The organism is Pantoea sp. A4 (assembly GCF_000295955.2).
Lineage (GTDB): Bacteria > Pseudomonadota > Gammaproteobacteria > Enterobacterales > Enterobacteriaceae > Pantoea > Pantoea multigeneris.
The window spans coordinates 445,190-460,147 of sequence record NZ_ALXE01000019.1 but is presented as its reverse complement, the minus strand read 5'-3'; the positions used below and the strand labels follow the sequence as shown (position 1 = coordinate 460,147).

The 14,958-nt window shown below is 48.0% G+C and carries 12 protein-coding genes; all 12 read left to right on the top strand.

What is annotated here, in order from left to right:
• Nucleotides 1–35: 35 nt before the first annotated feature.
• The 12 genes from B880_RS0106675 to B880_RS0106620 all read left to right on the top strand — a co-directional run bounded on the left by B880_RS0106675 (nucleotide 36) and on the right by B880_RS0106620 (nucleotide 14,958).
• Complete coding sequence (locus B880_RS0106675; RefSeq protein WP_017346611.1) at nucleotides 36–1,070, top strand: glycosyltransferase; 1,035 nt, start codon at nucleotides 36–38, stop codon at nucleotides 1,068–1,070.
• Nucleotides 1,071–1,137: 67 nt separating this feature from the next.
• Nucleotides 1,138–3,042, top strand: coding sequence for a hypothetical protein (locus tag B880_RS0106670; RefSeq protein WP_017346610.1), 1,905 nt, complete (start codon nucleotides 1,138–1,140; stop codon nucleotides 3,040–3,042).
• A gap of 130 nt (nucleotides 3,043–3,172) precedes the next feature.
• Nucleotides 3,173–4,435: a colanic acid biosynthesis pyruvyl transferase WcaK gene (gene wcaK, locus B880_RS0106665; RefSeq protein WP_017346609.1), complete on the top strand. Its 1,263-nt coding sequence runs from the start codon at nucleotides 3,173–3,175 to the stop codon at nucleotides 4,433–4,435.
• Between the two features lie 4 nt (nucleotides 4,436–4,439).
• Complete coding sequence (locus B880_RS0106660) at nucleotides 4,440–5,663, top strand: glycosyltransferase (protein ID WP_017346608.1); 1,224 nt, start codon at nucleotides 4,440–4,442, stop codon at nucleotides 5,661–5,663.
• Complete coding sequence (locus tag B880_RS0106655; protein WP_017346607.1) at nucleotides 5,660–7,000, top strand: MOP flippase family protein; 1,341 nt, start codon at nucleotides 5,660–5,662, stop codon at nucleotides 6,998–7,000. Before B880_RS0106660 ends, B880_RS0106655 begins: the two co-directional genes overlap by 4 nt.
• Nucleotides 7,001–7,246: 246 nt before the next feature.
• The gene (galF, locus tag B880_RS0106650; RefSeq protein WP_017346606.1) at nucleotides 7,247–8,143 is read left to right on the top strand and encodes a UTP--glucose-1-phosphate uridylyltransferase GalF; all 897 of its coding nucleotides are present in this window, start codon (nucleotides 7,247–7,249) and stop codon (nucleotides 8,141–8,143) included.
• 51 nt (nucleotides 8,144–8,194) lie between these two features.
• Entirely contained in the window at nucleotides 8,195–9,208 is a 1,014-nt protein-coding gene (galE, locus tag B880_RS0106645; RefSeq protein WP_017346605.1) for a UDP-glucose 4-epimerase GalE, read from the top strand.
• A 299-nt stretch (nucleotides 9,209–9,507) separates the two neighbouring features.
• The gene (locus tag B880_RS0106640) at nucleotides 9,508–10,275 is read left to right on the top strand and encodes an ABC transporter permease (RefSeq protein WP_017346604.1); all 768 of its coding nucleotides are present in this window, start codon (nucleotides 9,508–9,510) and stop codon (nucleotides 10,273–10,275) included.
• Nucleotides 10,275–11,012 (top strand): ABC transporter ATP-binding protein, encoded by a 738-nt coding sequence (locus tag B880_RS0106635; RefSeq protein ID WP_017346603.1) that lies wholly within the window; start codon nucleotides 10,275–10,277, stop codon nucleotides 11,010–11,012. The genes B880_RS0106640 and B880_RS0106635 overlap by 1 nt, the downstream gene beginning before the upstream one ends.
• A gap of 10 nt (nucleotides 11,013–11,022) precedes the next feature.
• A complete protein-coding gene (locus tag B880_RS0106630) occupies nucleotides 11,023–12,930 on the top strand; it encodes a DUF4422 domain-containing protein (protein WP_026042461.1) in 1,908 nt (635 codons plus the stop codon).
• A 4-nt stretch (nucleotides 12,931–12,934) separates the two neighbouring features.
• Nucleotides 12,935–14,086: a UDP-galactopyranose mutase gene (gene glf, locus B880_RS0106625; protein ID WP_017346601.1), complete on the top strand. Its 1,152-nt coding sequence runs from the start codon at nucleotides 12,935–12,937 to the stop codon at nucleotides 14,084–14,086.
• A complete protein-coding gene (locus B880_RS0106620; RefSeq protein WP_017346600.1) occupies nucleotides 14,083–14,958 on the top strand; it encodes a glycosyltransferase in 876 nt (291 codons plus the stop codon). The genes glf and B880_RS0106620 overlap by 4 nt, the downstream gene beginning before the upstream one ends.

The following is a 14,958-nucleotide window of genomic DNA, read 5'->3' as shown; positions in this document are numbered from 1 at the left end:
ACTTCATTTTACGCTCAAGAGGTAAGTAGCCGTTTATGAAAAACATTGTTCTGGTGATCCGCGATGCGTATTCCTATGCAGGAACAGAGAACATCTGCAACTTTATGTCGGAGTGCCTCGGCACGTCCCATGAAGTGACGATCTACTCCCTGGAAGGCAGCGGAGAGACTTTCTATCCGTTCACCCAGGTGAAGCAGATTGTCAGCTTCGAGGGGCACGACAATCCGATTAAAAGCATTGTGCAGCGCATTCAGTCTGAACCGGTGGACGCCGTATTCCTGATCAGTATGGGACGGCTCAGCGTGATGTATGCCTTCTGGAGCCTGTTGTCCCGCCAGAAGAAGCGCGTCAAGGCGTTTGCCTGCGAACACATTGCCATCAACTCTTTCAGTAAGCCCATCAAGCTGCTCAAGTATCTGCTGCTGCGGTATTACGATCGCGTCATCGTACTGACCGATAAAGATCAGCAGGTATTTACCCGCTGGCGTATTCCTAGCGCGCAAATCCCCAATCCTGTGGTGTATCAATCCTATCAGCGTCAGCAACGCAGCCGTCAGGCGCTGGCGGTAGGCCGTTTGGATCACCAAAAAGGGTTCGATCTGCTGCTGGATATCTGGCACGACTTCGTGCAGAAAAATCCCGGTTGGCAGCTGGTGATCGCTGGCGATGGCGAGTTACGTCAGCAGCTGGAAGCGCAGGCAGCCGACCTGAAGATCAGCGACAGCGTGCAGTTTGTTGGCAAGGTCAGCAACATCAAAGATTACTACCAGCAGAGCGATATGGCGCTGATGACCTCACGTTATGAAGGCCTGCCGCTGGTGCTGCTGGAGGCGAAATCCTGGTCGTTACCGGTAGTGGCGTATGACTGCCCAACCGGCCCGCAGGAAATTATCCAGCACGGTGAAGATGGCTTCCTGGTACCCATGAACAACAAGACCGCATTTTTGGCGCACATGCAGCAGCTCGCCAGTGATGACAAGCTGTTCTACGCCATGAGTGAAAATACCAAAGTCACTGCATTGAAATTCGACGGTGATCGAATTAAACAGCGCTGGCTGGCGCTGGTGTAATGCTGAACTTCGTGCCTCGGGGACCTTTTAACTGCCCATTTTGGGCACTGACCACGGGATGTAATGCATGAAAAGAAGAGCCATCTTACAGACTGCGGCGACCTCAGTGGTCGCGGCATTTTCAGCCAGCGCCCTGACGACTTATGCGGCAAAGCGCGATCCTGCACTGCCAGCACCGGTGCCAGGCAACGGTGAACCTCATCCGGATGTTGCTGCTTTCAGCCAGCGTCTGGCCTTGCCCACCGGATATCAGCTGATTGGTGAAATCCCCTCTGTGGCAGTACTGCGGCAGACGCAGCCGATGTTTGAAGGGGCAAAAATCAAACTCAAAAGCTGGCATCCGGATCTCGAAGTGGGGGGCGGTGAATTTGTCGGCAGCATGACGGCAGCCAAAGACGATGGCGGGGTGATTTTCAGCGGGGAGGGCTTTCACTGGCGACGGGTAGTGGAAGACTTTAACCGGCTCACGCTGTTTGACTTCGGTGCGATTGCGGACGGCAAAACCGACACCGCACCAGCCATCAATGCCATGTACAGCTGGTCTGAACAGGCCGATCAATCCATTTGCGTGCAGTTCCCGGCGGGAACATTCTTTGTCTCACACTGTGATTTTGCCAGTGAGCAGCGACGCTTTTTCCGCCTCTCGGGCGCCATGGTGAATTTTGGCTACTTCCCGGCGACCACGCTGGTGTCCGATGGCGACGCGGCGTTTATGTTCAACGTCAGCGCGCGGTGGGTGGAACTCTCAAACCTGATTTTCAACGGCAACACGGACAAGCACCCGAATCACCAGGGGCTGTTCCGTAACGTGATCCCTGGCGGTCAGTTTTTCCGTGGTGCCTGTTTACGTTTCAACCGGGTTGGCGGCACGGCGCTGAGCCTGCTGGATACGCTCGATTGTAAAATCGATCAGTGGTACGCCGCCTGGTGTACCGGCGATGTCATCAAGGCCGGTTGGTCAGGGCAGAAAAAGGGCGTCTGGGACCACAGCACGGCCATTGAGCTGTCTAACTTTAATGCCCAACACTGTAGCGGCGGCAAGGTGCTCAATTTGCCGCGTTGCAGCCAGTCAATCATTCATAACGGCTGGATTGAACACAGTGAACATCCGGGGGATATCTCCAACGGCCAGTGGATCATTGATGCGCTGAGCCTGGAAGATTGCAAAAACCCGCTGATCGCCCACAACTCACGGCTCAATATGCGGCAAACCAATCTGCAATCGGGCAGTTGGATCGACAACTCAGAACAGGGTGAGCGCTGGCTCAATGTCTGGGAAATGGGCTCGACGCGGGTTGAATCCTACGGCGTCGCAACCGATGGCAGCCTGAAATACAACTACATCACCTCACGCTGGCGCTTAAGTAATAACAGCGCGCAGCCAACGTGGTTTGAACTGGGCACCCTGTTCTCCCCTGATGTGGGCGATAGCTGGGAAGTGGAACTGCTGGGTCAGTCTGGCTTTAGCAACGGCAGTGACAGTCAGCCCCTGTTGGATTTGATGGATGCGAAAAATACCGGCGGGCGGGCGCTGATCAAAATCCAGCGCAAAAAAAGCCATGCCGAGGTGAGCTGGTCTGCAGAGGGAAGCAGTCCGGTGGTTGAGGTGCAGTATGTGGCCAGTAAAGAGAGCGACACACGGCTGTTTGTGCGCCTCGCGGGCTGGACACCGAGTGCGGTGGTCTTAATCAAAAGCACGGGCCGTGACCGTTTTGCCACCGGGCGTTGTGCGCGTGTTGATGCGCAAATGACTCAGGCACAGCCTGTTGCGGGGGCGGCCACTGCCGCGCAACGCTTCAGTTTGCACAACGGCAAAGCGGGCGTGGGCGCGAATGAGCAGGGCGATTTGCTACTGGCCTCGCGCCACTTAACGGCGGATCAGGTGGATACGCGTGAGCCGGGCGGATTTATTTCGGTGGTGATTAACGGGAAGCCCTGTGCCATCCCGTGGTTTGCTTTAAAACAGCAGTAGTTAGCAGTACGTCTGGCGGTCACGTTGTGCCCGCCAGCTTTGATGGTTTTGCGGTGATTTCACTGAGCTCACATTGCCAGTAAGCGGATATGGCGGCTTGCACAAATAAAAAAAGTTATCTGGAGTTTGTATGAAGATTTTATTAGTGGGTAACCATACGTGCGGTAATCGCGGGGATGGCGCGATTTTGCGTGGTTTAATTGATTCGATCAAAGCAGCACGCAGCGATTTAGAGATTGATGTGATCAGCCGTTACCCGACCAGCTCCGGCTATCTGCTCCAGCAGAATATCCAGCAGGATGCCTTGTATCTGCATAACCGCAGTGGGGCGAAAGGCCTGGTGGGCACAGTAAAACGTAAGGTTGCCAACCGTTTAATGCCCGACATTATGATGGCGCACCTCGGTAAAGGCGGCATTTATAAGTCCTTTTCTGTTCCTCCGCATTTGGCGGAATTTAGCAACAGCCTGGCACAATACGATGCGCTGATTCAGGTCGGCGGTTCATTCTTCGTGGACCTGTATGGTGTGACGCAGTTTGACCATGCGCTGTGTGCGCTGATGGCAAAAAAACCGATCTACCTGATTGGCCACTCCGTAGGCCCATTCCGTAACCCGCGCGTCAATGCGTTGGCAAACTTTGTGTTTGAGCGGGTTAACACGCTGGTACTGCGTGAGTCGGTCAGCCTTGACCTGATGAAGCAGGATGGCGTTACCACCAACAAAGTGGCTGCCGGTGTCGATACGGCTTTCCTGGTCAGCGACCGGACGATCGCCAACCCCAGCCACAATCTGCTGCACTGGAAAGGGGTGATTGGCGGACGCAAAACCATTGCGATTACCGTGCGCGAACTGGCACCGTTTGATAAACGTCTCGGTGTGACGCAAACCGAGTACGAAGCGGCCTTTGGTCGGGTGATTAACGCGATGATTGGCGCAGGTTATCAGGTCGTGGCTTTCTCTACCTGTACCGGTATCGACAGCTACGCCAAGGATGACCGCATGGTCGCTCTGACGCTGCGCGATCACGTCGATCACCCTGAGCACTATCACGTCATTATGGATGAGTTTAATGACCTGGAGCTGGGCATTCTGCTGGCAGATTGCCACCTGACAATTGGTACTCGCCTCCACTCGGCGATTATCTCCATGAACTTCGGCACGCCAGCGGTAGCTATCAACTACGAACACAAGTCTAAAGGGGTGATGAACCAGCTTGGCCTGCCGCAGATGGCGACAGATGTGCAGAGCCTGATGGACGGCACGCTGATCGACAAAGTACACACCGTGCTGGCGGACTATGACAACGTGAAACACAAAGTGGCCGCAGCCGTGGAGAATGAACGGGTGATCGGTAATCGCATCACCGCTGAAATTCTCAACGTAGTGGGGTAATACCATGAAAGTGACATTTTTCACGATGCGTTTTCCGGTGGCTTCTGAGACTTTCGTCCTGAATCAGGTGACGTGGTTTATTGACGCTGGCTACGATGTGGAGATCCTTTCGGTGTTTCCGGGCGATCTGGTGAACCGGCACAAGGCCTTTGATGAGTATGGGCTGGCGGCCAAAACCCACTATCTCCTGCCGGATGAGAAAGTCTCCACCTTTGATAAGCTCAACCAGCGGCTGAAAATGGTGCTGCCGAAAGTGGCAAAACCGTCACTGCTGCGTTCACTCAATGTGCGTCGTTACGGCGCACAGTCCAGCAAACTGCTGCTGCCCGCGATTGTGGCTAACGCGCGCCAGACCTGGAAAGCCGATGTTTTCCTGGTGCATTTTGGCTATGCCGGTGCGTTGGCGAATAAACTGCGTGAGCTGGGCGTATTGCAAGGTAAGCAAGCCACGGTGTTCCACGGAGCGGATATCTCCCGGCGGCACATTCTGGCGGAGCATCAGCAGGATTATCAAAACCTGTTTCATCAGAGTGAGCTGCTGCTGCCGATCAGCCGTCTGTGGGAAGGAAAGTTACAGCGCATGGGCTGCCCGGCGGAAAAAATTCGCGTGGTGCGCATGGGCATTGAACCCGAGAAATTCAGCTATACCCCGCGCACGGCGTTCCGCAAGCCACTGCGCATCGTCTCTGTCGCCCGCCTCACCGAGAAGAAGGGCCTGGATGTCGCGGTAAAAGCCAGTGAGATCCTCAAAGCGAAAGGCGGAGAGTTCCATTACACCATTATTGGTAATGGCGATCAGGAAGGGATGATGCGTGAGCATGTGGCACGCGCGGGTCTGGCGGAAAGCGTCACCATGCCGGGCTTCAAACCGCAGGAGGAGATCCGCCAGGCGTTGAGCGAAGCGGACATTTTCTTGCTGCCCTCCAAAACCGCCGCCGATGGCGACATGGAAGGGATTCCCGTGGCCTTGATGGAGGCGATGGCAGCCGGTTTACCGGTGGTATCGACTTTCCACAGCGGTATCCCAGAACTGATTGAAGATGGCGTGTCTGGCTGGCTGGTGCCAGAAGACGATGCTGAAGCGTTGGCAAATACGCTATTGCACCTCTCCCAGGGAGGCGTAAACGTGGCCCCAGTGGTTGCAGCCGCACGCGATAAAGTCGAAACGGAATTCAACCAGCATACCGCCTATGCGGAGCTGGCTAAGTTGCTGGAGGAGCTGGTGTGAGTGGATTAAAGTCACAGGCGGTCTGGTTATTTGGCAGCACCTGTTTTGCGGCCGTATTGCAGGTACTGCAACTCAGCGTACTGGCACGCAAACTGGAAACCCACGAGCTGGGATTGTTGGCGATCATCAATGCCATTTTGGCGGTCGCCACCGTGCTGCAAGATATGGGGATGAGCAGCTATATTGTGCATCGCCAGGAGATCTCGCGCCGTGAGCAGAGCACAATTTACTGGGTCAATGTTTCATTAAGCCTGATGACCGGGCTGATTTTGATTGCCATTGCCTGGCCGGTGGCGTGGTTCTACCATCTGCCAGAGCTCGTCGGGTTAATTTCTCTCACCAGCCTTAACTTCCTCGTGCTGGGGCACTTGTCGCAATATCAGGCGCACTACATTAAAAGCAAACGTATGGTGCTGTTGGCCAAAATTGAGATGGCCACCAAGCTGTTTGCCTTTATCTGTACCGTTGCGATGCTCTATTTCACTTCGCTAACGGTGGCAGCGGCCATTCTGGGCCTGTTCATTAACGCCTTCACCCGCATCCTGTGCATGATCGCTTTTGGTGAAAAATCCTGGCGACCCACCTACGAGTTTGATAAGCCGACCTTTATCAGTGCTGTGCGCTACGGCATGTACCAACTCGGTTCGCAAACCATTAACCAGCTACGTACTCAGGCAGACGCCTTGATCGTCGGTAAGGTGATGGGGGCGGACATGCTGGGTATCTACTCACTGGCGAAAGAGTTGGTGCTACAGCCCCTGAAACTGATCACCCCGGTGATTAACCGCCTCGCGCTGCCACGCTTTGCGGAAAAGCAGCATGACGGTGAACAGCTGAAACAGCTGTTCCTCAAAGGCACACTGGTCATCATGCTGTTTAGCAGCCTGCTGTATCTGGGGATTGGTATCTTTGCGCCGGTTATTGTTCGCGTGCTGTATGGCGCCGCACATGAGCAGGTTTATCATCTGATCCCGCTGATGCTGCTGTTCGGTATGTTACGTCCGATGGGGGGACTTACCGGGGCAATTTCACAGGCCAACGGCCGCACCAACGTGGAGTTTTACTGGAACATTGTCGCAAGCCTTGTGGTTTTGGCAGTATTGGCAACGACGCTGATCTGGCCGAACGTGATGTATGTTGCTATGACCTTGTCGATTTCCCAGGTGCTGATCTCGGCTTTTGCCCACCCGTTCTTTATTCGCCCGGTGATTGGCATTCGCTTCCTGCCGTATGCGCGCCAGTGGGTGGCTGTGTCGGTGGTATTTGTCGGTGTGATGGTGCTGGTCAATCATTTCAATCTGTTTATCATGCCAGAGTGGTTTGAACACTGGCTTTAGTCCCCCGCCCGTAGCGGTGCTACGGGCGCATTTTTTGTCGATTATGCCGCTGCGTTTATCTTTTTTATCCGGCCACTTTTTGTAGCGCTTTTCGCAACTTAAGGGCAGGCTGAACGGGTTATTTTTCTCATTTATTAAACCAGGACAGTCAGTTACTTTAAGGTTTTCAGATAAAGTTTATACTGTAAATTCCGGCCGATACGGCATAATCGACCTTATGCATTCACTTCATTAAATGGAATAAATATGACCAAGCTTAAAGCTGTAATCCCGGTTGCCGGTCTCGGTATGCACATGCTGCCTGCGACAAAAGCCATTCCGAAAGAGATGCTGCCGATCGTGGATAAGCCAATGATCCAGTACATCGTTGACGAATGTGTTGCGGCGGGTATCAAGGAGATTGTGCTGGTCACTCATGCTTCCAAAAATGCGGTGGAAAACCATTTCGATACCACTTATGAGCTGGAAGCCCTGCTGGAAGCACGCGTTAAGCGTCAGCTGCTGAGTGAAGTGCAGTCAATCTGCCCACCGGGTGTGACTATCATGAACGTACGCCAGTCTCAGCCTCTGGGTCTTGGCCATTCGGTGCTTTGCGCCCGTCCAATGATCGGTAACAACCCGTTTGTTGTGGTACTGCCAGATGTGCTGCTGGATAACTCCACCGCTGACCATCTGCGCTACAACCTTGCTGCAATGGTGGCCCGTTTTGAAGAGACAGGACACAGCCAGGTGCTGGCGGCGCATATGCCAGAGGCTGATTTGTCTGAGTATTCGGTGATCACCACCGAACTGCCACTGGAAAACCCAGGCGATGTTGGCGTGATTAATAATTTCGTCGAAAAACCAGAAAATCCAGGTGAGTTGGGTTCAGACCTGGCCGCCGTGGGTCGTTATGTGCTTTCAGCTGACATTTGGGCCGAACTGGAACACCTGGAACCGGGTGCCTGGGGCCGCATTCAGCTCACCGATGCGATTGCCAACCTGAGCAAGAAAAAGCCGGTAGATGCCGCATTGCTGACCGGCCGCAGCTTCGACTGTGGACGTAAACTGGGCTACATGCAGGCGTTTGTCTCTTATGGCCTGCGTCATACCGCTCAGGGACAAGAATTCCGTGACGCCATTAAAGCAATCCTGGCAAAATAACCCCCTAATTGTTCTGCCGCAGGCTTAGCCTGCGGTTATAAAGGAGTGGACATGGCTATCCTGGTTACCGGGGGTGCGGGTTACATTGGCTCGCATACCGTGCTGGCGCTGTTGCAGCGCGGCGATGATGTTGTAGTACTGGATAATTTAAGCAATGCCTCGCAGGAGTCGATCCGCCGGGTCGAAAAACTGGCGGGAAAAAGTGCCGTTTTTGTTGAGGGTGATGTCCTGGATCGTGCCTGCCTGCGCGATCTGTTTGCCACGCACCCTATTGACGCGGTCATTCACTTTGCGGCACTGAAAGCAGTTGGTGAGTCCACCCGCAAACCGCTGGAATATTATGAAAACAACGTTTCCGGCACGGTCGTTCTGCTGGAAGAGATGCGCGCAGCGAATGTATGGAACTTCATTTTCAGTTCCTCTGCGACCGTGTACGGCGAGCACGCCCCGGTTCCCTATGTTGAAACTACACAAATCGGCGGCACTACCAGCCCTTATGGCACTTCAAAGCTGATGATTGAGTGGGTACTGCGTGATTTCGCCAAGGCTGAACCGCAGTTCAACACCATCGCGTTGCGTTATTTCAACCCGGTTGGCGCACATGAGTCCGGCGAGATTGGCGAAGACCCATCGGGTATTCCCAACAACTTGCTGCCGTACATTGCACAAGTGGCGATTGGCCGCCTGCCGCAGTTAGGGGTGTTTGGTGGTGATTATCCTACTCCAGACGGCACCTGCCAGCGTGACTACATCCACGTGATGGACTTGGCAGAAGGGCACCTGAAAGCGCTGGACCACCTGGCGAAGAACACTGGCTACACGGCGTATAATCTCGGTGCGGGTAAAGGTTACTCAGTGCTGGAGATGATCAAAGCCTTTGAGAAAGCGTCCGGTAAGACCATTCCCTTCGAAATCAAACCGCGTCGCGCGGGAGATCTGGCAGCCTTCTGGGCCGATGCCAGCCTTGCCGACCGCGAGCTAGACTGGCGTGTGAGCCGTGGCATCGATGAGATGATGCGCGATACCTGGAACTGGCAGAGTAGAAACCCTGAAGGGTTTAAGTAAAAGCCTTACAAATCATAAGCCTGCAAGCATGCAGGCTTTTTTCTTTGTTCAGCACTGGTAAATTAAGTCTAAGTAGACTACGAATATATACGGTGAAAATTAATTTGTGTAACTTTATGAAACATTAGTGGTTACCAAATAATTCTATTATTAACCAAATATATTGGTATTTGGACAATGTTGAAGAGCACAAGCACTTTGGTAGCTGTAAACCAAGGGCGGTAGCGTGGCTGTAATATTACGTCCATAATTGATCACTAATTAATCACCTGAGTGCGATTATTACTAGAGCGAAATGTATGAAGTTTAGTTTAGGGTATCTTGTTGATCTTATTACCGTAATCACGGAAAAAGAACTCAAAGTTCGTTACAAAAGCAGTTTCCTGGGCTACCTTTGGTCAATTGCTAACCCGTTGCTTTTTGCAATGATTTATTACTTTATTTTTAAGTTAATCATGCGGGTTCAAATTCCAAACTACACCATTTTTATTATCACTGGACTTTTTCCGTGGCAATGGTTTGCGAGTTCAACGACCAACTCGTTGTTTTCCTTTATCGCTAATGCCCAAATCATCAAGAAAACAGTGTTTCCTCGGTCGGTAATTCCTTTCAGTAATGTAATGATGGAGTGTTTACATTTCTTATGTACAATTCCCGTCATTATTGTTTTTCTCCTGATTTACAATATGACTCCACACTGGAACTGGATATTTGGCATACCCATTATTTTGGTCGGGCAGCTCATATTTTCTTATGGAATTGCACTTATTCTTTCGACGCTGAATCTGTTTTTCCGTGATTTAGAGAGGTTTGTTACTTTGGGGATAATGCTGCTGTTTTATTGCACGCCAATTCTTTACGCGGGAGATATGATTCCGCAAAATTATCAATGGTTGATTGAGTATAACCCACTGGCAGACATGGTGCTGAGCTGGCGTGACTTGTTCATGAATGGCCATATTGATTATGAGAGGATCTTTACTCTCTATCTTGTTGGTTTTGTGATACTCGCATTGGGCGCCTGGGTGTTCAATAAATTAAAATATCGTTTTGCAGAGATTTTATGATGCAAGTCGCAATTGAATTTAACTCAGTAACAAAAAGCTATCCGTTATATCATCATATTGGTTCAGGAATCAAAGAACTGATCTTTAACCCAAAGCGAGCATTGAGTTTGCTCTCGGGTAGAAGTTATCTTGCAATTGAAGATATTAGTTTTGAGGTGGAAAAGGGGCAGTCAGTCGCATTGATTGGGCGAAATGGTGCAGGAAAAAGTACATCTCTTGGTTTAGTTGCTGGCGTAATAAAACCGACTAAAGGAAGTGTAGTGACCCGAGGTAGGGTCGCTTCAATGCTAGAGTTAGGTGGAGGTTTTCACCCTGAGCTAACAGGTCGGGAAAATATCCGTTTGAATGCCACTCTTTTAGGCTTACGCCGAAAGCAATTAAATGAAAGAATTGATAAAATCATTGAATTCTCAGAGTTGGGAGAATTTATTGATGAACCCATACGTGTTTATTCAAGTGGAATGTTAGCAAAGCTAGGGTTTTCAGTTATTACCCAGGTAGATCCTGATATATTGATTATAGATGAAGTGCTGGCTGTTGGTGATTATGCATTTCAAAAAAAATGCATCGAAACGATCAACCAATTTAAGGCTAAAGGGGTCACAATCTTGTTCGTGAGCCACAATCTCTCTGATATTGAGAAAATTTGTGACCGTGTTATCTGGATTGAAAATCACCGCCTTAAAGCCTCGGGCAAGGCTGAAGAAATACTTGAACAATATCGCTCTTCCATGTAAGGGATCATAAGTGAAAGCTGAATTCTCAAAAGTTGTATTATATACTAGCCACCATAAGCCAAGTGCTTTTTTAAGCTCAGATATCATTAAGCCAATTCACGTTGGTAAAGAAAATAGTTATAATGATATTTGCTGCATGGGTGACAATACGGGAAATAATATTTCATACAAAAACCCGTTTTATTGTGAATTAACTGCCCAGTATTGGGTGTGGAAAAACGAAGAGCTTCCCGACTATGTCGGTTTTATGCATTATCGCAGACATCTTAATTTTTCTGAAAACCAGGGTTATGAAGAAGATGTTTGGGGCGTGGTAAATGAAGATATTCTGTCTACAGCATACGAAGAAAAGTTCGGGCTCAATGAAAAAAGCATCAATGAAGCCGTTTCTGGCGTAGATATACTGCTACCAAAAAAATGGAGTGTCAAACAGGCCGGCAGTAAAAATAACTATGATCATTATAAATCATCACCTCATTTGCATATTGAAGATTACCAAAGCGCGATTGATAGCTTACTCTTTCTCTATCCAGAATATGCAACCGCTGTTCGAGAGTTCAATCAGGCAACAGATGGTTACTACACGAATATGTTTGTGATGAAAAAAGAAATTTTCATCGAATATTCAGAGTGGCTTTTTTCAATATTTGACCACCTTGAAAATCATTTTTCGATGAGAAAATACTCTTTACAGGAAAAAAGAGTAATTGGTCACATTTCCGAAAGACTGTTTAACATTTTCATTCTTAATAAAGATAAAAAACAGCCGCTAGTAAAGAAAGAACTGCAACGAACGTTCATTAAAAATGAAACTTTCAATGGCAAGCTCAACCCGGCATTTGATGAGCGAAATGTTCAGGTGGTTATTTGCTTTGATGACAATTATGCATTGAGTGGCGGTGCACTCATTAACTCTATTTGTAAAAATTCCTCTATCGATCGTAATTATGATATTGTGATTTTAGAGAATAATGTATCAGAAAGGAATAAATCAAGATTAGTCGGGCTGATTAAAAATCTTCCTAATTTTAAAATCCGATTTTTTGACGTCAATGCTTTTAGTGAGATGCGTAGTGTGTATACTCGCGCACATTTTAGTGCCGCTACCTATGCGCGACTTTTCATCCCTTCGCTCTTCTCGAATTCAGAAAGGGTGATCTTTATCGATGCTGATACCATTGTAGAAAGTGACATTGCAGAGCTAGCTAGTGTAGATCTTCAAGACAACCTGGTAGCGGCTGTAAAAGATATTGTAATGGAAGGGTTTGTCAAATTTGGCGCCATGACTCACATTGATGATGAGCCAAAAAGTATACACGCAGGTGATTACCTGACAAGTGTACTGGGAATGACTGACACGCAGCAGTATTTTCAGGCAGGAATAATTATCTTTAATATTTCTCAAATGAATAAAGAAGATACCTTTACTAAATTAATATCTGCAATGAAAGCCAGAAAGTATTGGTTCTTAGATCAGGATATTATGAATAAGGTTTTCTTTGGAAGGGTTCATTTCCTGCCTCTGGAGTGGAATGTATATCACGGCAATGGTAATACAGATGACTTCTTCCCGAATCTGCAATTTTCAACATACATGCGTTTTCTGGAGTCAAGAAAAACACCAAGCATGATTCATTTTGCCGGGGATAATAAACCGTGGGATACTGCAAATGTCGATTTCTTCGATAACTTCATGAAATATATTGACTCCACGCCTTGGCATAAAGAAGTGCTAGATAGATTGAATAAATCAAATGCGGGTATTTTTTCCGTTCACATAGAAAACAAAATTCTTTTACAAACAAAAATTAAAAGAAAATTAATGCCTTACTTAAATAAGTTTGCACCTGTTGGCAGCCAGCGTAGGCAAGTCATTGCTCGTAATTATTATAAGATCCGTAAAGTAATTTTAGGGTAATAAAATGCAAAAAGAAATATTGATTGTAGGTGCTGGGTTCTCCGGTGCAGTGATTGCTCGCGAATTAGCAGTAGCAGGGCATAATGTGAGAGTTATTGATTCCCGAGACCATATTGCCGGAAATTGCTACAGCCATCGTGATGAAAAAACGGGTGTTATGGTACACACCTATGGTCCACATATATTCCATACGGATAACAAAGAAGTTTGGGATTACATTAACAGTCACTGTAATATGATGCCTTATACAAACAGGGTTAAGGCGACTGTTAATAATCAAGTGTTCTCACTGCCAATTAATTTACATACTATAAACCAGTTTTTCGGAAAAACCTGTTCACCCGCAGAGGCTAAAGATTTGATCTCCTCGAAAGGGGATGCTTCAATTTTGGATCCAAAAACATTTGAGGATCAAGCCTTAAAGTTTGTAGGCAAAGAATTATATGAGGCATTCTTTAAGGGATACACCATCAAGCAATGGGGAATGGAGCCTAAAGAATTACCCGCATCTATATTGAAACGACTTCCTGTACGCTTCAACTATGATGATAACTACTTTAATCACAAATATCAGGGGATGCCTGAAGAAGGTTATACACCGATAGTTGCATCTATCTTAAATCATAAAGGGATTACTGTTGAACTCAACACCCATTATGATCATGAATTAAAAAAGAACTATGATCATGTTTTCTATTGTGGTCCTTTAGACGGCTACTTTGAATACCGATATGGTCGCCTTGGTTACAGAACGTTAGATTTTGAAGCCTTCAGTGTTGAAGGGGATTATCAGGGGTGTGCAGTAATGAATTATTGCTCACTGGATGTTCCTTACACCAGAATCACCGAGCATAAATATTTTGCTCCCTGGGAACAGCATAGTTCATCGCTTTGTTACAAGGAGTACAGCCGGGCTTGTGGTGAGGACGATCTCCCATACTATCCTATTAGACAAATGGGAGAGATGTCCTTGTTACAAAAGTATCTTGATGATGCTGACCAAGAGAAAAATATTACATTCGTTGGACGCTTAGGGACCTACCGTTACTTAGATATGGATGTGACTATTGCAGAGGCCTTAGAGGTTGCTCGTCATTACACCCAGGCTATAGCAAAAGACGGTGACATGCCTGCATTTGTCATTAACCCAAGATGAATATATCGGCTCTGATCGTCACCTATAACAGGCTCGATAAGCTAAAGAAAACGTGGGCAGCTTCTAAGCTGCTCCCTTTCAACCATATTGTTATTATTGACAACGCGTCGACAGATGGCACAGCTGACTGGTTGGGTAGTTTAGACGATGCGCGGCTTTCCGTTATCACCAGCCCTAAAAACGATGGCGGTGCAGGTGGTTTCTACTGTGGGGCTGAATGGATTGCTAAAAACATTGATGCTGACTGGGTCATGGTTTTTGACGATGATGCTTATCCTACTCCAGACCTACTGGATACATTTGATAAAATCGATAAACAAGGAGTAGATGCTTTCGCCACAAAAGTTATCACTCCCTCCGGGATGCGTTGCAAGATGAATATCCCGTGGAAAAAAATCCCGAATAGTTTGAGTGAAATCATTTCATATCAAAAGAATGATACAGATTTTGTCGCCAGAAATAACGACGTTACACCAATCTGTACTTTTTCATTTGTGGGGTTAATTATTAAGCATGCTGTTTTAAAAGAAACCTATTATAATATAAATAAAGATTTGTTCATCTATTATGATGACATATATTACTCTTGGTATTTAAATTCAAGTGGGTTTAAATTGGTCTATCGGCCAGAGTTGGTGTTCATACATGATGTGCCAGAGAGTGATATCACACCACCTCCTTGGAAAGTTTATTATCTTGTAAGAAATCTGCTGCTGTCGTTTAAAATTTTTAATAACAACAGGCCATTTAGTCACATTTCAATTTTATTCAGGGTGTTTAAATACTTTTTGATGGTTCTGAAGTCCCAGTCGAAAATAAATTTTGCCAAAGCAATTTTTCTGGGGATTAAGGACGGTTTTTCTAAAAAGTGA

Coding starts and splice junctions, on each gene's coding strand:
- B880_RS0106640 (WP_017346604.1), top strand. CDS start 9,508: ATGAAGTTTAGTTTAGGGTATCTTGTTGATCTTATTACCGTAATCACG.
- B880_RS0106635 (WP_017346603.1), top strand. CDS start 10,275: ATGCAAGTCGCAATTGAATTTAACTCAGTAACAAAAAGCTATCCGTTA.
- glf (WP_017346601.1), top strand. CDS start 12,935: ATGCAAAAAGAAATATTGATTGTAGGTGCTGGGTTCTCCGGTGCAGTG.
- B880_RS0106670 (WP_017346610.1), top strand. CDS start 1,138: ATGAAAAGAAGAGCCATCTTACAGACTGCGGCGACCTCAGTGGTCGCG.
- B880_RS0106620 (WP_017346600.1), top strand. CDS start 14,083: ATGAATATATCGGCTCTGATCGTCACCTATAACAGGCTCGATAAGCTA.
- galE (WP_017346605.1), top strand. CDS start 8,195: ATGGCTATCCTGGTTACCGGGGGTGCGGGTTACATTGGCTCGCATACC.
- B880_RS0106660 (WP_017346608.1), top strand. CDS start 4,440: ATGAAAGTGACATTTTTCACGATGCGTTTTCCGGTGGCTTCTGAGACT.
- galF (WP_017346606.1), top strand. CDS start 7,247: ATGACCAAGCTTAAAGCTGTAATCCCGGTTGCCGGTCTCGGTATGCAC.
- wcaK (WP_017346609.1), top strand. CDS start 3,173: ATGAAGATTTTATTAGTGGGTAACCATACGTGCGGTAATCGCGGGGAT.
- B880_RS0106675 (WP_017346611.1), top strand. CDS start 36: ATGAAAAACATTGTTCTGGTGATCCGCGATGCGTATTCCTATGCAGGA.